General features: G+C 62.9%; 15 protein-coding genes and 4 tRNA genes. 5 read left to right on the forward strand and 14 right to left on the reverse strand.

What is annotated here, in order from left to right; all coding sequences use genetic code 11:
- From ABDW57_RS05465 to ABDW57_RS05475, 3 genes are read left to right on the forward strand one after another with little or no spacing between them, the layout of a single operon-like run.
- Positions 1 to 732, forward strand: a complete 732-nt coding sequence (locus tag ABDW57_RS05465; protein WP_343729200.1) for a LytTR family transcriptional regulator DNA-binding domain-containing protein — start codon at positions 1 to 3, stop codon at positions 730 to 732.
- The gene (locus ABDW57_RS05470; RefSeq protein ID WP_343729201.1) at positions 732 to 1,541 is read left to right on the forward strand and encodes a helix-turn-helix domain-containing protein; all 810 of its coding nucleotides are present in this window, start codon (positions 732 to 734) and stop codon (positions 1,539 to 1,541) included. Before ABDW57_RS05465 ends, ABDW57_RS05470 begins: the two co-directional genes overlap by 1 nt.
- 10 nt (positions 1,542 to 1,551) lie before the next feature.
- Positions 1,552 to 2,694, forward strand: coding sequence for an FAD-dependent monooxygenase (locus ABDW57_RS05475; RefSeq protein ID WP_343729202.1), 1,143 nt, complete (start codon positions 1,552 to 1,554; stop codon positions 2,692 to 2,694).
- Here ABDW57_RS05475 and ABDW57_RS05480 read toward each other — a convergent pair.
- From ABDW57_RS05480 to ABDW57_RS05520, 9 genes are all read right to left on the reverse strand, one after another.
- Positions 2,691 to 3,455, reverse strand: coding sequence for an SDR family oxidoreductase (locus ABDW57_RS05480; RefSeq protein WP_343729203.1), 765 nt, complete (start codon positions 3,453 to 3,455; stop codon positions 2,691 to 2,693). The genes ABDW57_RS05475 and ABDW57_RS05480 overlap by 4 nt on opposite strands.
- A 43-nt stretch (positions 3,456 to 3,498) precedes the next feature.
- Positions 3,499 to 5,823 carry an ATP-dependent DNA helicase gene (locus ABDW57_RS05485; protein ID WP_343729204.1) on the reverse strand — a complete coding sequence of 775 codons (2,325 nt, stop codon included), beginning with the start codon at positions 5,821 to 5,823 and terminating at the stop codon, positions 3,499 to 3,501.
- Positions 5,820 to 7,460: a VRR-NUC domain-containing protein gene (locus ABDW57_RS05490; RefSeq protein ID WP_343729205.1), complete on the reverse strand. Its 1,641-nt coding sequence runs from the start codon at positions 7,458 to 7,460 to the stop codon at positions 5,820 to 5,822. Before ABDW57_RS05490 ends, ABDW57_RS05485 begins: the two co-directional genes overlap by 4 nt.
- Before the next feature lie 69 nt (positions 7,461 to 7,529).
- Complete coding sequence (locus ABDW57_RS05495) at positions 7,530 to 8,087, reverse strand: phasin family protein (RefSeq protein ID WP_343729206.1); 558 nt, start codon at positions 8,085 to 8,087, stop codon at positions 7,530 to 7,532.
- Between the two features lie 72 nt (positions 8,088 to 8,159).
- Entirely contained in the window at positions 8,160 to 8,339 is a 180-nt protein-coding gene (locus tag ABDW57_RS05500) for a hypothetical protein (protein ID WP_343729207.1), read from the reverse strand.
- Between the two features lie 54 nt (positions 8,340 to 8,393).
- The gene (locus tag ABDW57_RS05505; protein WP_343729208.1) at positions 8,394 to 9,005 is read right to left on the reverse strand and encodes a hypothetical protein; all 612 of its coding nucleotides are present in this window, start codon (positions 9,003 to 9,005) and stop codon (positions 8,394 to 8,396) included.
- A gap of 79 nt (positions 9,006 to 9,084) precedes the next feature.
- Complete coding sequence (locus ABDW57_RS05510) at positions 9,085 to 10,197, reverse strand: GGDEF domain-containing protein (protein WP_343729209.1); 1,113 nt, start codon at positions 10,195 to 10,197, stop codon at positions 9,085 to 9,087.
- A 141-nt stretch (positions 10,198 to 10,338) separates the two neighbouring features.
- Complete coding sequence (locus tag ABDW57_RS05515) at positions 10,339 to 12,546, reverse strand: ATP-binding protein (RefSeq protein ID WP_343729210.1); 2,208 nt, start codon at positions 12,544 to 12,546, stop codon at positions 10,339 to 10,341.
- Positions 12,547 to 12,617: 71 nt separating this feature from the next.
- On the reverse strand, positions 12,618 to 12,995 hold the full coding sequence (locus tag ABDW57_RS05520; RefSeq protein WP_343729570.1) for a helix-turn-helix domain-containing protein: 378 nt from the start codon (positions 12,993 to 12,995) through the stop codon (positions 12,618 to 12,620).
- A gap of 133 nt (positions 12,996 to 13,128) precedes the next feature.
- Between ABDW57_RS05520 and ABDW57_RS05525 the strand changes: the two genes are divergently transcribed.
- Complete coding sequence (locus ABDW57_RS05525) at positions 13,129 to 13,977, forward strand: NAD(P)H-binding protein (RefSeq protein ID WP_343729211.1); 849 nt, start codon at positions 13,129 to 13,131, stop codon at positions 13,975 to 13,977.
- Positions 13,978 to 14,024: 47 nt separating this feature from the next.
- On the opposite strand, the gene ABDW57_RS05530 is transcribed toward ABDW57_RS05525, so the two are convergent.
- From ABDW57_RS05530 to ABDW57_RS05545, 4 genes are all read right to left on the reverse strand, one after another.
- Positions 14,025 to 14,109: transfer RNA gene (locus ABDW57_RS05530), tRNA-Leu, on the reverse strand.
- Positions 14,110 to 14,135: 26 nt separating this feature from the next.
- Positions 14,136 to 14,220: transfer RNA gene (locus tag ABDW57_RS05535), tRNA-Leu, on the reverse strand.
- Between the two features lie 124 nt (positions 14,221 to 14,344).
- Complete coding sequence (locus tag ABDW57_RS05540; RefSeq protein ID WP_343729212.1) at positions 14,345 to 14,917, reverse strand: DUF1349 domain-containing protein; 573 nt, start codon at positions 14,915 to 14,917, stop codon at positions 14,345 to 14,347.
- A gap of 73 nt (positions 14,918 to 14,990) precedes the next feature.
- Positions 14,991 to 15,075: transfer RNA gene (locus ABDW57_RS05545), tRNA-Leu, on the reverse strand.
- A 150-nt stretch (positions 15,076 to 15,225) separates the two neighbouring features.
- Between ABDW57_RS05545 and ABDW57_RS05550 the strand changes: the two genes are divergently transcribed.
- On the forward strand, positions 15,226 to 16,821 hold the full coding sequence (locus ABDW57_RS05550) for an ATP-binding protein (protein ID WP_343729213.1): 1,596 nt from the start codon (positions 15,226 to 15,228) through the stop codon (positions 16,819 to 16,821).
- A gap of 69 nt (positions 16,822 to 16,890) precedes the next feature.
- Here the strand turns inward: ABDW57_RS05550 and ABDW57_RS05555 are convergent.
- A tRNA-Leu gene (locus ABDW57_RS05555) sits at positions 16,891 to 16,975 on the reverse strand.
- Between the last annotated feature and the right edge of the window lie 72 nt (positions 16,976 to 17,047).

Raw genomic sequence — 17,047 nt, forward strand, 5'->3', positions numbered from 1 at the left:
ATGCGTATCATCATCGTGGACGATGAAATGCTGGCGCGCGGCGTGGTGCGCGAATATTTGTCCGAGCATGCGGACGTGGAAGTCGTGGCTGAATGCGCCAACGGCTTCGAGGCGGTAAAGGCGATTACCGAGCTGTCGCCGGACCTGGTGTTTTTGGACATCCAGATGCCCAAGCTGGATGGCTTTGAGGTAGCGGAACTGGCGGGCAACAAGACGCGCTACATCTTCGCCACAGCGTACGACCAGTATGCGATCAAGGCGTTTGAATTCCACGCGCTGGATTATCTCCTCAAGCCCTTCAGCCAACAGCGCTTCGATCAGGCGCTGGCGCATGCGCGCGCCAACCTCGGAGCAGGGGGCGATGCCGTCGACAAGATGGTGCGCGAAGCGGCCGGCCGCAACAAGCCGCTTGGCCGCGTGCTGATACGCGACGGCGCCAAGGTCCACGTCATCAACGCCGAAAAGATCGAGCATATCGAAGCACAGGACGACTACGTGCAGATCCGCTCGGAGGGCAAGTCCTACCTGAAGAACCAGCGCATGTCGGAACTGGAGGAGCAGCTCGATGCCGGGCAGTTCCTGCGCGTCCACCGCTCTTACATCGTCAACATCGCGTTTGTGGACCGCATCGAGCAGGCCACCAAGGACAGTCACGTCGCCATCCTGAAAGACGGCAGCCGTGTGCCGATCAGCCGCAGCGGCTACCAGAAGATACGCGCGGTGGTGCAGTAATGCTGCATGAGGAATTTGATACGCCCGCCGATCTGCGCGAGGCCGTCAAATGCTTTTGGTACAACCGCTGGGACTTCGGTCCGCAGCCGTCCAGCTTTGAGGTGCTGCCTGACGGTTACGCGGAAATCATCTTCTGCTTCGGCCGTGTCGCGCGTGATGGCGCTGTGCTGCGGTCGCCGTTCATGATGGGCTTGCTGAGTCAGCCGGTGACGTTCAGCGCTGCGGGGCGGCTGGAAATCCTCGGCATCCGCTGCTATCCATGGACCGTGTTTGACCTGCTTGGCCTGCCGTCCGGGAAGCACGGCGTGCACACGTTTGAACATCCTGTCGCGCAGCTGCAGCCAGTGTTGGCGCGGCATCTGCAGGCCGGCGATATCGCTGCGGCAGTGGCCGAGCTGCGGCGCTACTTTCTGCAGGCGCGCGCACAACTGGCGACCGACAGCATGCTGTTCAAGGCCGGCGAAGCGATGCGCAAGGCGCATGGCGCCATGCCGGTCAGCGAGGTGGCGGCAGCGGCCCATGCCACAGTGCGCACGCTGGAGCGCAAGTTCAAGCACTCGTCCGGCCACACGGTGAAAGACGTCTCCGGCCTGATGCGCTTCGAGCAGGTGCGCAACCGCCTGTGGCACGCGCCGCAGACCAATCTCGCCGCGCTGGCGCAGGAACTGGGCTATACCGATCAATCGCACCTGAGCCGTGAATTCAAGCGCTACAGCGGCACCACGCCAGCCGCCTTTGCCCGCAATGCGCGGGCGGCCAGCAAGGAAATTGTCGCATTTGTACAAGCCCGGACGGGAGATGCGCCCTAGACTGCGGGGCATGAAAACACCTTATCACGTCATCATTGCAGGCGCCGGTCCGGTCGGCCTGTTCCTGGCCGGCGAGCTGGCGGCGGCCGAGTGCTCGGTGCTCATCCTGGAAAAAGCGGCGGATCCGCATTCGCCATTGAAGCAGCTGCCGTTCGGCATGCGCGGCTTGTCCGCTCCCTCGATTGCAGCGCTGCACCAGCGCGGTGTGCTGGATGTCAGCGCCGCGTCCATCAAACCGGGAGGCCACTTTGCCGGGATTCCGTTCGACGCCGCCAACGTCGACACATCACAGTGGCCGACCGATCTGCCGCTGCACTGGTTATCCGAACTGGCGGAACTGGAATCCGCCTTGACGCAGCGTGCGCTGGCGCTGGGCGTCGACATCCAGCGCGGCCATGCCATCACCGGCTGCCGGCAAAGTCAGGACGGCGTGTGCGTACAGGCCGGCGATCGCAGCTTCCATGCGGACTGGCTGGTCGGCTGCGACGGCGCGCGTAGCGTGGTCCGGAAGGAGGGCGGCTTTGAATTCGCCGGCACCGAACCGGAATTCACCGGCTATTCGGCCAAGGTCGATCTGGTCGATGCCGACCAGCTGCAATCGGGCCGGGTCATGACGCCGCAGGGCGTGTACGTGCACTCGCAGCCGGGCTACCTGAACCTGCAAGATTTTGACGGCGGCGCTTTCCACGGCCAGCCGGTCACGCGTGAGCATCTGCAGGCGCTTTTGCGCCGCATCTCCGGCACCAACGCCACCATCAGCGCGCTGCATATTGCCACTACCTGGACCGATCGCGCACGGCAAGCCACGCGCTACCGCAACGGCCGTATCCTGCTGGCCGGCGACGCCGCCCACATCCACTCGCCGCTCGGCGGCCAAGGCCTGAATCTTGGCCTGGGCGACGCCGTGAACCTTGGCTGGAAACTGGCCGCCACCATCCACAACTCCACGCCGGAAGGCCTGCTGGACAGCTATCACGCGGAACGTCATCCCGTCGGCGCCAAGGTGCTGGACTGGTCGCGCGCGCAGGTGGCGATCATGCGCCCCACGCCCGCAAGCCGTGCCCTCAACGCCATCTTCCGCGACCTGATGAAAACCCGCGACGGCGCCACCTATTTCGCCAGCCGCGTGTGGGGACTGAGCGATCCCGCCTAAGCGCGATGAATCGATACGCCGCCATCCGCCAGCAGCGCGGTGCCGGTGACGAAGCTGGAAGCGTCCGACGCCAGGAACAGCGCCGCCTGCGCGATTTCGGCCGGATCGGCAATCCGCTTCAACGCGTGGAGTCCCTCGACGTATGCGCGTGCGCCGGGCGCGCTGGTAGCTGCACGTCCCATCGGCGTGTCGGTCCCGCCGGGCAGCAGCGCATTGGCGCGTATGCCCTGGCTGCCGTATTCGGCGGCGATCGTCTGCGTCAGACCGATCAGCCCCGCCTTGCTGGCCGCGTATGCGCCCATCCCCGGCATGCCAGCAGTGTGGCCGACAAAAGTGGAGGTGAAGATTAGTGAACCGCCGCCACGCGCCACCATCGCCGGGATCTGGTATTTCGCGCCGAGGAAAGCGCTGGTGAGGTTGACGGCCAGAGTGTCGTTCCAGTCGCCCAGCGCGACGCCCGGCAATTGTTCCGCAGGCCCCATGGTGCCGGCGTTGTTGAAAGCGATGTCCAGCCCACCGTAATGCTCCAGCGCGGTATTCACCAGCACGCGCGCCAGCCATTCTTCGCGGACGTCGCCGGCGATGGCAACAGCGCTGCCCTGCTCAAAGCGGATCTGTTCAACCAACGCTTGCAGCTCCTGCTTGCGCCGCGCTGTCACGACCAGCCGCGCACCCGCACGCGCAAACAGCAAGGCTGCCTGATAGCCGATGCCCGAGCTGGCGCCGGTAATGATGGCGACTTTGCCAGCCAGTTGTTCCATGTGTCTCTCCTTATCGTGGTTGCATTGAGCGCCACGATAAGCTTCAGCGCACGGCGGGGATATCCGTATCTTGCGCCTGAATCTCCACGCGCCACCAAGCCGGCATCAATTCCTGGATCTCCGGCCGGCCGAAGCGGTCGTCGATCAGGTACACCGTGCCGCGGTCGGACGTGGTACGGATCACGCGGCCGGCCGCCTGCACCACTTTCTGCATGCCGGGATAGGTGTAGGTGTAGTCGTAGCCGGCGCCGAAGATGGTGTCCATGCGCTGGCGTATCTGCTCGTTGACCGGGTTGACTTGCGGGAGGCCCAGCGTGGCGACGAAGGCGCCGATCAGGCGCGCACCCGGCAGGTCCACGCCTTCGCCAAACGAACCGCCCAGCACTGCGAAGCCGATGCCTTCGCTGTCCAGCGTGAAGCGGTCGAGGAATTGCGCGCGTTCCGCTTCATCCATGCGGCGCGACTGGCGCCAGGTCGGCACATCCGGATATTGTTCGCTGAACTGGTTGGCCGCCTTTTCCATGTAGTCGAAACTGCTGAAGAAGGCCAGGTAGTTGCCGCGCTGCCGCGCGTACTGCTTACCCATCAGCTCCGCGATGGGCTTCAGCGATTGCTGCCGGTGCTGATAGCGCGTGGAGATGTGTCTGGCCACCTGCACGGACAATTGCTCCGCCACGAACGGCGATTCCACGTCCACCCACGCGGTGGTTTCCGGCATGCCGAGCATGTCGCCAAAGTAGTTCCATGGACTGAGGGTGGCGGAGAACAGCGCCGTGGTGTGCGTGCTTTCAAAGCGCGGCTTCAGGTACGGGGCCGGTACGATGTTGCGGATGCAGAGCACGGAGTTGCTGTTGCTGGCGCGTGCCCCCGGCGCTTTTTCGATATCGAACAGCGCGTGGTCGCCAAAGCTTTCCGCCAGCCGCGCGAACATCAGCGCGTTGAAGTAGAAGCTTTGCAGGTCCGGTTCCACATAGCCGGGATGATCGGCCATGTAGTCGGAGATGGCGGTGGACGCGGTCTGCAGCGCGCCCATGAATTTCTCCGGCAGCTCGGCGTACGACTGGTACTCGGCCGTCTGTTCTTTCTCCAGCTGGTTCCACTGTTTGTGCACGCGGTCCAGCGGTTTTTTCAATTCATCCGGCACGATCTTGCGCAGCAGGCGCAGGCTGTCGTGTTCCATGTCGGCCGAATACATCTTGCGCGCGCGGGAGACCATGTTGTGCGCCTCGTCCACCAGCACGTTGACCTTCCAGTCGTTCAGCTGCGTGAGGCTGTACAGCATGGCGCTGATGTCGAAGTAGTAGTTGTAGTCGCCAATGACGATGTCGCACCAGCGCGCCAGTTCGCTGCTCAGGTAATACGGACAGACATTGTGGGCGAGGGCGATGGCGCGCAGCGTGTCGCGGTCCAGCGCCGGCGGCGCGGCACCATTTGCTGATGGCGCCATGACGGCCAATGCCGATGCGCGCGCCGCCGGCAGGCGATCATAGAAGCCCTTCGCCAGCGGGCAGGATTCGCCGTGGCAGGCCTTGTCCGGATTGACGCAGGCGGTGCTCTTGGCGGCCAGTTCCAGTGTCCGCAGTGGCAGCAGCGGGGCGCCTTCGCGGATCAGGTCCACGGCGTCGAGCGCCATCTGGCGGCCCGAGGTTTTCGCCGCCAGGAAGAAGATTTTGTCGACGCCATGTTCGGCACTGGCTTTCAGCATCGGGAACAGGCTGCCGACGGTTTTGCCGATGCCGGTCGGCGCTTGCGCCAGCAGGCACACCTTGCGGTTGCTGGCGCGGTACATGGCTTCCGCCAGCTGGCGCTGGCCGGGACGGAAATCGCCGTAGGGGAAGCGCATCGCTTTCAGTTGCAGGTCGCGTTCCGCGCGGTGCGCCATTTCCTGCTGCGCCCATTGCAGGAACAGGCCGCACTGCTGCTCGAAGTAGGCTTGCAGATCAGCGGCCGTGTAATCTTCGTGCAGCACGGTTTCCTTCTGGCTGCCGATGTCGAAGTAGACCAGGGCCAGGCGGATTTTTTCCAGCCCCTGATCCTTGCACAGCAGGTGGCCGTAGATCTTGACCTGCGCCCAGTGCAAAGCGCGCTGGTTGTCCGGCATCTTCTTCAAGTCGCCGCGGTAGGTCTTGATTTCTTCCAGGCGGTTGGCGCGGACGTCATAGCCGTCGGCGCGGCCGCGCACATGCAGCGGGCCGAAGTCGCCCGAGAGCGCGATCTCGGTCTGGTAGTCATCATCGCGGCGCGAGGTGACCACGCCATGGCCGGCGATGCCTTCCTGCGCGGTGGGCGAAGGCGTGAAGCGCAGATCGAGATCGCCGGTCTTGGCGGTGAACTCGCACAGGGCGCGTACAGCGACAGTGTAAGTCATGCCGCCCACTGCAGATAGCAGACCGAAACCGGCATCTGATGCGCGGCGCAGTACTCGATCCAGCGCAGCTGGTTGTCCTGCAGGCGGTCGCCCGGGCCTTTCACTTCGATCATGTTGTAGCGGCGTTCGGCCGGCCAGAATTGAATCAGGTCGGGGAAGCCGCTGCGGTTGGATTTGATGTCCAGCAGGATGCGCTCAAAGGCGCGCTTCAGATGCAGCGGCGGGATGCAGTCCAGCGCCAGGTCGAGCAGTTCTTCGTCGATCGCTTCCCAGTACATGAACGGCGACTGGATGCCGTATTTGGCCGCATAGTTGGCGCGGATGGTGGCGCGATATTGTTCGCTTTCCAGCTGTGCCAGCGCATCCGCAAACTGCGGCGCGCGGCGGCGCTGGAAGTCGGCGCTGTGCAGGTCAGCCGGACCGCGGTGATACGGGTGGAAGAACGCGCCCGGGATCGGCGCGAACACCACGTCCCAGCACAGCAGGCCAAACAGGGAATTCATCAGCGAGTTCTCGACGTAGAACACCGGCGCCTCGTCGCTGTGCAGGTGATCGCGCACCACGAATTCAACGTAGGTGGCTTCCTCCGGCGGCGGCAGATTCAGATCGATGCGCGTCGCCTGCGCCAGCGTTACCGGCGGCGGCCTGGCGTGACCGAGCTTGCGCGCCAGCCGTGGCGCCATGCGCAGCAGCTGCTGGCGTTCGGCCTCGCTCTCGGGCGCTTGCATGGCGCTTTGCAGCAGGTCGAAAGCCTCGCGTGGTTGCTCGTTCTTTTCCAGCACGCGAATGGCGCGCGCGCGGGCGCCAGGATAATCGCAATCGGCATACAGCGCATACGCGGCCGGCCAGTCGGCCTGTTTTTCCACGTGCTGGGCGATGGCGTAAATCAGCTTGCTGCGGCGGCTGCGCAGCCATTCGTTATCGGCGGCGCAGGCTGGCAGGTCGGCCATCACGTCGGCCACTGCTTCGCCTTCGGCAAAGCGTTCGTGGCATTGGTGAATGGCGAGGAAATCATCGATATCGCGCCGGCTGCGAAAGCCGCGCGCAGCCGGCGAGAATTCCACTTTTTCGTACTGGTAGATGCCGAGATCGGACAGCACGAAGTCGGTCCAGTCCTGGTGATAGTTGCCGAAGAAGATGAGGCGCAGACGGTCGCACAGAGCCTGCGTCTGGTTGCGGTAGACATGGTCGCCGGAATCGGCGTACCAGCCGGAGAAACGGCGCTCGGCACCATATTCTTCGCGCAACGCCTCCAACTGCTCGGCCTTGCGCAAATGCCTGACGTGCGCGGCCAGTTGAAAGACTTTGGCGATTTCCGGTTTTTGCAGCAGGTCGAACAGCTCGTCCAGGCCCAGTTGCGGATCCTCTTCGATCAGGCCGCTATCCGCCAGCGGCCGGGCCGCCTCATGCGTGCTGCCTATCTCGGCGTAGACCAGCTTGCTGGCGCGGAACACCGTGCCCTTGCGCATGACCATGCGCACCAACAGCGCGCGCGAGGATTGCGGCAGGGAAGGGAAGATGGTCAGGAAGTGGCGTTCCTCGGCGTTCAGCAGATCGTCATAGCGTTCGCTGATCCACGCCAGCACCTGGTGAAAATTCTCCAGATAGTAGAACGGATTTTCCAGGACTTTGATCATTGCAGCGGGGACGAACGGCGATTAACTGTATTTTTGTACAGTGTATCGCGTTCGTCCGCGCTTGCCCAGCTATTTCTTGCTGTTGGCGGGCGTGGCCTGGGCGGCCACCAGCGCGTTGGCCTTGGCGATTTCCGCTTCCACCGCCTCGACCGCCTGCTTGGTGGCCTTGGTCACCTGCTCGTAGCCGGCGAAGGCGTTGTCGATGGCGGTCTTGACGATCTGCACGGCGTTTTCCGAACCCGGACGCACGTTCCTGGTAACGTCGTGGATCAGCGCGCTCAGATTGTTCTTGGCTTCGGCCATGTGCGCGTCGGCGGCGCGGGTGAATTCTTCGCGGATCTCGGCAACGATATCGCCCAGCTGCTGCTGGTAGGCTGCGGCGCCGGCCACGCCAGGCTGGATTTTGTCGGCGGCGGCCTTGAGTGCCGCCTTGGGATCTTGGGCCTGGCTGATTTCCTTGCCGGCGGCCAGACTGTCTTCCAGCTGGGATTTGGCGGTGGACATGTTGAGGGCGATCACCTGTTCCACGCCTTGCACGGTTTTGCTGGTCAGGGTGTTGAACGTTTCAAGTTGGAATTCAAACAGCGCCTTGGTGGCGTTGGCAAATTGCTCGGGATTCGTAAACATACAGTCTCCTCATGGTTAATGTAGGGATGCAGCTTGCAGCGATTCCGGTTCACCCGTGTTTTTGTGTTTTGATTATCTAGTAACAATGAGTTTTACGCAACGGGCATCGCGGAACGGCCCGTAAGCCTTTTCCCAGCCCGGCCCCAGCGGCGTCTGCGAGCAGACCAGCGCGCCATCGATCTTGCTGCGCCACTTCCACCACGGCGCCGGTTCGGCATTCAGTGCACTGGAATACATGGCGATGACTATCATGCATAGTCGGATCGATGCGGTTCGCGCAAGGGGACGCAGGAATGGAGTGCCCATTTATAGTCTCGGCTTTAAAGGCGGGCTATCAATCACTCGTCTGGGTTCAGGCGGTGCTGGTGGCGGTGGAGCGGGTTCTGGACGGTTATTTGTTGTCATTCGCGCGGGCTCCTTGCTGACTTGGTTGTGGGCGCTTGATAATTTCGACCCCTTCACGGATCTGCCGGGGGGGCGGAGGTGCTGGTGGAGGTGGCGGTTTCGCAATGGACATGATTTAATACCGACGTTCGTTTTATGAATACGCAGCGAGCGTGTGTCGTTTGCATCAGTATTTTTCGACGAATACTTCACATAGTAATCCATTATGTAATCGTTGAATGCGGCAGAAGACAATTCCCCATCGGTTTCGTAAGGAGCAAAATGATTGATGAGCTGCTGACGATAGGCTTCGCTTTCCACTGCTGGAGGAAGAAAGAAATACTCTGTCCCCATCCATGACTTCACAAAAAAATACATTGCTACTACCAATGAAACAGCGGCTGCGCTGGCAAAAATGATGAAGAATGCCGCAAGAAGAGCACCGCGCTGATGGCTGTAGTTTTGAACCAGAAATGCCAGTGCACCGATTAAAGACACGATGAGTGTCAAAGGTGTTTGTAAGCGTGAATTCAACTTTTCCCGCGCATCAATCTCATGGAATAGAGTTTTTCGTAGAGCTGGAATAGTTCTTTCTTGTCCATGACCTCTGAGGCTAAACCAGTTGTTGCGCGCAGACGCGGTTGCGGCCGCTGTTTTTCGCAGCGTACAGCAAATCGTCGGCGGCGGCGATCATGTTGAGGTGCGCGTCGTGGGTGGAGGTGGCAAAGTCGACGCTGGCCACGCCAAAACTGGCGGTGACCTTGATCTGCTGTCCGGCATGCTCGACCGGCGTACTGGCCAGCGCCTGGCGCAGGCGTTCGGCCAGCAGTTCGCCGCCGGCCAGGTCGGTTTCCGGCAGGATCAGCAGGAATTCCTCGCCGCCGTAGCGCACGACGCTGTCGATGCTGTCGCGCGTCATCGATTGCATCAGGGCGGCAAAGCTTTGCAGCACGGCGTCGCCGCCGTAATGGCCATAGGTGTCGTTGACGGCCTTGAAATGGTCGAGGTCGCACATGATGACGGTCAGGCTAAGCCGGTAGCGCTGGGCGCGCGAGATTTCGGTTTCCAGCAGCTGCTCGTGCAGGTGGCGCCGGTTGTAGCAGCCGGTCAGCGGATCGCGCACCGACAGGTTTTTCAGCACCATCTGCGCGCTGTATTCTTCCCGCCACAGGATCTGGTAGCGCCGCGCCGCCACGTAGCCAAACAGATTGGTCAGGGCCAGCAGCGCCGCCATGGTGGCCAGTTCCATGGTGTGCAGCTGTCCCAGCCACCACGCCAGCAGCATGAACAGGGTGGTGGCCGCCGCCGCAATGCCGGCCGCGTACACCAGCCGGTTGGGAATGTAGATGTACAGCACGATGATGACAATCGACATCGAAATCGCGTGCAGCGAAAATTCGCTCGGCCGCAGCGCGGCAATCAGCAGGAAGCCGACCGAGCCCGCCACTTCGACGATAGTGGCGGCCACCCGCGTGAACGGAATCGAATCGGGCCGCCGCTTGAGCAGGGCCAGGCAGGTCAGCACAACGGCGGCCACGCCCATGCGCGCGCCCACCAGCAGGCAGGTTTTCAGCTCGTAGCCGACCCACAGCAGGTCGGTCAAGGCAAAGCACAGGTAGAACAGGGCGCAGAACAGGAAGGTGACGCGTAGTTGCGCCTGCGTCATGGCCAGGTGGTGACGCAGGAACTCAGTCTCGGTCGTGGCGTCGCAAAATTCGCAACGCAAGGGCGCGACTTTAATTGTTCTGGACGAAACGGGGTTAGGTGGCATGGCCGCGTGCTCTCCGTTGGCGCCGGCTGATTGCCGGTCTGATAGCGACCATTATACGACTGCAACAATTGCGAGGCGGAAAAAACTTCGCGCTGGTCAGAGCGGCGCCACCTTGGGCAGGCGCAGCATGAAGCTGGCGCCGTGGCCGGGCGTGCTGGCGGCCTCGATGCGGCCGCCCAGCACGCCGGTCACGATGTTGTGCGTTATATACAAACCGAGGCCGGAACCGCCCGCGCCCAGCTTGGTGGTGAAGAAGGGATCGTAGATGCGCGGCAGGTGCCCGGCGGCGATGCCGCTGCCGGTATCGCTCAGGGTGATGGCAATTTCGCCGTTGCCGCTGTCGTGCGCGGACAAGGTGATGCTGCCTTGACTGCGGTTGCTGCGGGTGTCAAAGCCGTGCAACAGGCTGTTTTCGATCAAGTTGTGCAGCGCTTGCGACAGCGGCCCGGGGTAGCTGTCCATTTCCAGCCAATGCTCGACATCCTCGATCAGTTCCAGGCCGCGCTGGCGCACCTCGCCTTGTACCGATTGCAACAGCTGGGCGATGACGTCGCCCAGCACGAAGCGGCTGCGCTGGCCATCGACGCCATCCACGGCAATGCGCTTGAAACCGGCCACCAGCGCGGCGGCGCGGTTCAGATTGCGCAGCACCACCTCATCGGCGGCCGCTGCCTGGTCGAGATAGTCCTGCAGCACCGAGCGCCGCAGGCCGCTTTCCAGGTCGTGCCGCAGGGCGGCGGTACGCTCGCTCATGCTGCCGGCCATCATCAGGCTGTTGCCGATCGGCGTGTTCAGCTCGTGGGCGACGCCGGCCACCAGGGCGCCCAGCGCGGCCAGCTTGTCGCGCCGGGTCAGTTCCTCCTGTGTCCGGCCGAGATTGTCGAGGGCCGTGGTCAGCTCGTGGTTGGCGTCTTCCACTTCGTCTTTGGCTTGCTGCAATTCGGCGGTGCGGGCGGACACCAGTTCTTCCAGATGTTCGCGGTGGCGTTGCAATTCCTCCTCGCGCCGGGTGCGGGCGATGGCAATGCCGGCCAGATGGGTGGCGGTATGGATCAGGCGGCGGTCTTCCCCGGTTGGCGTGCGCACTTCCGGGTAGTACATCGCAAACGAGCCCAGCACGATATCGCGGTCCAGCAGGATGGGCATCGACCAGCAGGCGCGCAAGCCATAGTGCAGGGCCGCCTCGCGGTAGGGTTCCCAGCGCGGATCGTTCAGGATATCGCTGACGATCACGGTGTCCTTGTGGTACATGGCGGTGCCGCAGGAACCGGCCGCGGGGCCGATCTGCAGGCCATTAAGTGAGTCCAGGTAAGCCTGCGGCATGCTGGGGCCGGCCGCGCTTTGCACCGTGGCGCCATCGGCATTGAGCAGCATGACGGTGCAGTGGCCGCCCTCCAGCTGGGCTTCGATCAGGCGCACCAGCTTGTCCAGCGTTTCCTGCAAGGGAGCGCCGCGCGCAATCATTTCCAGCAGGGCGTTCTTGCCGTCGCGCAGCTCGGCCGCCAGCTTGCGCGGCGTGACATCGACGATGCGCAAGTGCATCAGGCGGTGATCCTGCGTGGTCAGCGGCACCATGCGCAATTCGCACGCCATGGCGCGGCCAGAGCTGTGGCGCATGTCCAGCTCAAACACCTGGACTTCGCCGGACATCACCTGTTCCAGATCGGTGGCGAACACCGCGGCGCTGGGGCGCCCGTCCGCCTGCGTGGCCGGGCATAAGGCCAGCAGGTCGGTCTGCAGCATCTCGGCCTCGCTCATGCCGAACAGCTGGCGCGCGCGGCGGTTGACGTCGAGGATCAGGTTGCTGCCGCGCTGGATCAGCAAGATGGCGTCCGGCGAGCCGGCCAGAATGGTGTGATAGTTGACTTCCAGCGTCGCCATGGTCGGCAGGCCGGCCAGCACCGGCGCCGGCGAAATGGCCTGCAGGTAGAGCAGAATTTTTTCCGCCATGTCATCGACCGGGAAATTCATCGGCAGATAGGCGGCGGCTCCGGCCTCATAAGCGCGGACGCGTTCTTCCTCGCTGGGGTGGGTGGACAGCAGGAACACCGGCAGCGGCTGCTGGCTGGTCTGTTGCAGGCGGGCGCACAGCTCCAGGCTGGCACTGCCGGCCAGGGCCACGTCCAGCAGGACCAGGGCGATCGGCCCACGGCGGGTGGCGGCCAGCGCTTCGTCGCCGCGGCTGACGGCGTGCACTTCAAAATGATGGCGCGCCAGCATCTGACGCAGGGCTGCGGCATCGTAAGCCGTGCTGGAGGCTATCAGGATGGTGTGCGGCTGATCGGCTGAGAACGGCGGCATCATGTCTGGCTGGTGCGGCTCCGGCAAGGCGGCGTCTGGTCAGTGTATTACAAGATTGGCATGCGCGGCCAGTGTTACGCCGCCTTCTGTGTGTAGGCTTGCTGCGCCTGTTGGATCAGCGGGAAATTGTCCTCGATCCAGTCGACCAGCACTTCCAGCCGTTCGGCGGCCGCGCGGCCCAGCGGCGTCAGGCTGTATTCCACGTGCGGCGGCACCACCTGATGCGCTACCCGCAACACCAGGCCGTCCTGAGTCAGGGCATCCAGCGTTTGCGCCAGCATCTTCTCGCTGACCCCGCCGACGGCGCGGCGCAGCTCGCTGAAGCGGTGGGTGCGCTCCAGCAGCATCACCAGCACCAGCACGCCCCAGCGGCTGGTGATATGGCCGAGTACGGCGCGGGAAGGGCAGTCGGCCGCCATCACCTGGGCGCGTTGCGGATCTTGCTGCGTCATCTGCTGGATGGTCTTGAGCAGGGATTTGCTGGTCATGGCGGGCTCCTTGGGGTACTTACTAAAATGTGCGTACTTACAAATCGTAAGTATAGCCTATATCATGGCCTCATCAACTTTTTGAACGGAGGATTCCATGATTGTCGTTACCGCTGCAACCGGCCAACTGGGCCGTCTCGTCATTGCCAACCTGCTTAAAACCACCCCTGCGGCGCAGATCGTTGCCGCCGTGCGCGATCCGGCCAAGGCGGCCGATCTGGCGGCGCAAGGCGTGCAAGTGCGCCGCGCCGACTATACCGATCCGGCCTCGCTGGACGCGGCGTTTGCCGGCGCCAGCAAAGTGCTGCTGATTTCGTCGAACGACCTGGGCAACCGCGTGGCGCAGCACCGCAACGCGATCGACGCCGCCGCGCGCGCCAAGGTCAGCCTGCTGGCCTACACCAGCGTGCTGCATGCGGATCGTTCGACGCTGGGGCTGGCCGGCGAGCACCGTGAAACCGAAGCTGCGGTACGTGCTGCAGGCTTGCCCTACACCTTGCTGCGCAATGGCTGGTATGTGGAAAACCACACCGCCGGTTTGGGCGGTGCGGTAGCGCATGGCGCGTTGGCTGGGGCGGCGGGCGAGGGCCGCATCTCGGCGGCGGCGCGGGCGGACTATGCGGAAGCGGCAGCGGCGGTGCTGACCAGCGCCGGGCCGGTCGCGCAAGTGTACGAACTGGCTGGCGACACTGGCTTCACCCTGGCAGAGCTGGCGGCGGAAGTGTCGCGCCAGACTGGCAAGAACATCCCGTTCCACAACCTGCCGCAACAGGACTTCCGCGACATGCTGGTGAGCGTCGGCCTGCCGGCGCCGCTGGCCGACCTGATCGCGGACTCGGACGCCCAGGCCGCAAAAGGCGCGCTGTTCGACGACAGCCGCACCCTGAGCAAACTGATCGGCCACCCGACCATCGCGCTGGCGGACGCGGTCAAAGCGGCGCTGTAAGCAGAAATGAAAAAAGCCTCCCGAAGGAGGCTTTTTTGCGGAATTCCTGGTGCCCACGGAGGGACTCGAACCCCCACACCTTGCGGCACATGGACCTGAACCATGCGCGTCTACCAATTCCGCCACGTGGGCATGTGTAACTTGCAGCTATCAGCGCTTGGTGCCCACGAAGGGACTCGAACCCCTACACCTTGCGGCACATGGACCTGAACCATGCGCGTCTACCAATTCCGCCACGTGGGCGCTGATGCTGTCTCGTTACTTTCTGCTGCGTTGTTCTGCAACAGAAGGCACGCATCTTAAAGGGCGATCGGCCAACCGTCAATAGTAAATTGCTGCTTTTGTGAAATTATTTCCGCGACATCATTCAACTCAGGTCGTGCAGGTCTTTTTCCAGGGCAGGCGTGAGGGCAAAGTCTTCAAACCGCACCGACAGGCCGGCGCGCTCCGGCGTGCAGCACATGACGCCCACCGCGCACTGGTCAAAGCCGGGAAAGTGGGCCAGCCGCAGCAGCGGCCAGTGCCTGCCATCGGCCGAGTATTGCAGGCGCAGCGCATCGCCCTTGCGGGTCAGACGCATCCAGAATTCCCTGGCGTCGCCGGGGAAGACGCCGGTTGCCCAATCGGAGTGCTGCAAGGTGAGCACGCTGCCGATGGCCGGTGCGCCATCGTTGAATTCGATGCCGGCCTTGAGCCAATGGGTTTCGTCGCCCAGCAACATGATGCCGGCCTGATCGTAAAGCGCCTCAAAGCCGGCCTTTACGTTGACCTGGAAAGTGAAGTCGCCGCTGACATCGGCGCCATAAAAGTGTCCGGAGAAGCGTTCAAAACCATACCAGGTCTTGCTCCAGAAGTCGGTTTTGCCATCCGTGACGACCGACAGGGTGTCGCCATCACGGTGCCATGCCCTCGGTTCATTTACCCAGTAGAAATTGTTCATCGCAAGCTCCTTGGCGGCATTATGGCACCGGAAAACAAAAAAGCCTCCCGAAGGAGGCTCTTTGCGGAATTCCTGGTGCCCACGGAGGGACTCGAACCCCCACACCTTGCGGCACATGGACCTGAACCATGCGCGTCTACCAATTCCGCCACGTGGGCAATTTTACTGCTGCTCTGTTGCGTTTTGTCCGCGTCAGAGGCCAACATTCTACGGGTGCGGCTTGTTTTTCGCAAGTATTTTTCTTCTTGCATCTTGTGATGCTGTTTCGTAAGCTTAATACTGTCATTTCAACAATCCGGAGGCGGGAAATGGAAATGATCAGTAACTGGTTCAGCAGCGAAGGATTCATGCCTCACGGCCACTGTTTTCTGTGGATTCCTTCCATCCTGTGGACGAGTGTGATCTCCGACGCCCTGATCGCGCTTGCTTATCTCTCCATTCCGATCAGCCTGATTTATTTCATCCGCAAGCGGCGCGACATGCCGTTCGACTGGATGTTTATCGCTTTCGGCATTTTCATCCTGGCCTGCGGCGCCACCCACGTGGCCGATATCTGGGTGGTGTGGAAGCCGGACTATGTGCTGTCGGTCAGTCTGAAAGCCATCACTGCCGCCGCCTCGGTGGTGACCGCCATTGCCATGATCCGCCTGGTGCCGATCGCGCTGCGCATCCCCAGTCCGGCGCAACTGGCGGCGGTCAACGCCGAACTGCAAAAGGCCAACGATGATCTGCGCGCCGCCATGGAGCGCGCCGAGGTGGCCAACCGCGCCAAGAGCGCTTTCCTGGCCTCGATGAGCCACGAGCTGCGGACGCCGTTGAATGCCATCCTCGGCTACACGCAAATCCTCAAGCGCGACAAGAGCCTGACTGCGCAGCAGCAGACCGGCATCAGCACCATCCATCAGGGCGGCCAGCACTTGCTGGCGCTGATCAACGATGTGCTCGACCTGTCGCGTGTGGATGCCGGCAAGATGGAGTTCCATCCCAAGCCGGTGGGGCTGGGGGAGTTGCTGTCGGTGGTGGCCGACATCATGCGTGTGCGCGCCGAGCAAAAGCATCTGCACTTTGAGCTGGTGCTGGTGGCGGATTTGCCGCCAGCGGTCAGCGTCGATGAAACGCGGCTGCGCCAGGTGCTGCTCAACCTGCTGGGCAATGCGCTGAAATTCACCGACCGCGGCGCGGTGCGCCTGCGCGTCTCGCCGCTGCCGGCGGAGCAGGGGCAGGCCGCCGACGTGGCGCGCTTGCGTTTCGAGGTGCTGGATGACGGTATCGGCATTGCCGCGGATCAGCACGAAGCCATCTTCCGGCCGTTCGAGCAGGCTGGCGATGCTGCGCGCCGTGCCGGCGGCACCGGCCTCGGACTGGCCATCAGCCGCCAGCTGGTGCAACTGATGGGCGGCGTGTTGCAGGTGGAAAGCGCGCCGGGGCAGGGCAGCCGCTTCTGGTTTGATGTGCCGCTGCCGGTGGCCGAGGTGGCGGGCGTAAAAGTCGGGACTGAGCAGATCGCCACCGGCTACGTCGGCCCGCGCAAGACCATCCTGGTGGTGGACGACGTGGCCACCAACCGCGCGCTGCTGCGCGATCTGCTGGGCTCGCTCGGCTTCCGCACGCTGGAGGCGGAAAACGGCATGTCGGCGCTGATGCAAACCCAGGCCATCCGGCCCGACATGGTGCTGCTGGATATGGTGATGCCGGGCATGGATGGCATCGAGACCTTGCGCCGCCTGCGCGCCGACGCCCGCACGGCCGACACGCCGGTGCTGATTATCTCGGCCAGCTCCACGCCGGAAGAGGAAGAGCGTTCGCTGGAGGTTGGCGCCAAGGCTTTCCTGCCCAAGCCGGTCAACGAGCATGATCTGCTGCGCGAAATCGGCGCCCATCTGAAACTGGAGTGGACAGAATGAAAAAAGCCGCCGGACATGAACGCGATCTTGAGCGCGTTCAGCCGGGCGGCTATTTTTTGCGGAATTCTGTGGTGCCCACGGAGGGACTCGAACCCCCACACCTTGCGGCACATGGACCTGAACCATGCGCGTCTACCAATTCCGCCACGTGGGCACTGATGCTGCTCAACAACTCTGCTATTATATTGACCGGGAGAGTTTTGCGCCAGATGAACTGTGACATTCC

This window comes from Duganella sp. (assembly GCF_039595735.1).
Taxonomy (GTDB): domain Bacteria; phylum Pseudomonadota; class Gammaproteobacteria; order Burkholderiales; family Burkholderiaceae_D; genus Rugamonas.

Excerpts from the sequence above, each read along its gene's own strand:
- ABDW57_RS05465 (WP_343729200.1), top strand. The coding sequence starts at position 1 with ATGCGTATCATCATCGTGGACGATGAAATGCTGGCGCGCGGCGTGGTG.
- ABDW57_RS05470 (WP_343729201.1), top strand. The coding sequence starts at position 732 with ATGCTGCATGAGGAATTTGATACGCCCGCCGATCTGCGCGAGGCCGTC.
- ABDW57_RS05475 (WP_343729202.1), top strand. The coding sequence starts at position 1,552 with ATGAAAACACCTTATCACGTCATCATTGCAGGCGCCGGTCCGGTCGGC.
- ABDW57_RS05480 (WP_343729203.1), bottom strand. The coding sequence starts at position 3,455 with ATGGAACAACTGGCTGGCAAAGTCGCCATCATTACCGGCGCCAGCTCG.
- ABDW57_RS05485 (WP_343729204.1), bottom strand. The coding sequence starts at position 5,823 with ATGACTTACACTGTCGCTGTACGCGCCCTGTGCGAGTTCACCGCCAAG.
- ABDW57_RS05490 (WP_343729205.1), bottom strand. The coding sequence starts at position 7,460 with ATGATCAAAGTCCTGGAAAATCCGTTCTACTATCTGGAGAATTTTCAC.
- ABDW57_RS05495 (WP_343729206.1), bottom strand. The coding sequence starts at position 8,087 with ATGTTTACGAATCCCGAGCAATTTGCCAACGCCACCAAGGCGCTGTTT.
- ABDW57_RS05500 (WP_343729207.1), bottom strand. The coding sequence starts at position 8,339 with ATGATAGTCATCGCCATGTATTCCAGTGCACTGAATGCCGAACCGGCG.
- ABDW57_RS05515 (WP_343729210.1), bottom strand. The coding sequence starts at position 12,546 with ATGATGCCGCCGTTCTCAGCCGATCAGCCGCACACCATCCTGATAGCC.
- ABDW57_RS05520 (WP_343729570.1), bottom strand. The coding sequence starts at position 12,995 with ATGACGCAGCAAGATCCGCAACGCGCCCAGGTGATGGCGGCCGACTGC.
- ABDW57_RS05525 (WP_343729211.1), top strand. The coding sequence starts at position 13,129 with ATGATTGTCGTTACCGCTGCAACCGGCCAACTGGGCCGTCTCGTCATT.
- ABDW57_RS05540 (WP_343729212.1), bottom strand. The coding sequence starts at position 14,917 with ATGAACAATTTCTACTGGGTAAATGAACCGAGGGCATGGCACCGTGAT.
- ABDW57_RS05550 (WP_343729213.1), top strand. The coding sequence starts at position 15,226 with ATGGAAATGATCAGTAACTGGTTCAGCAGCGAAGGATTCATGCCTCAC.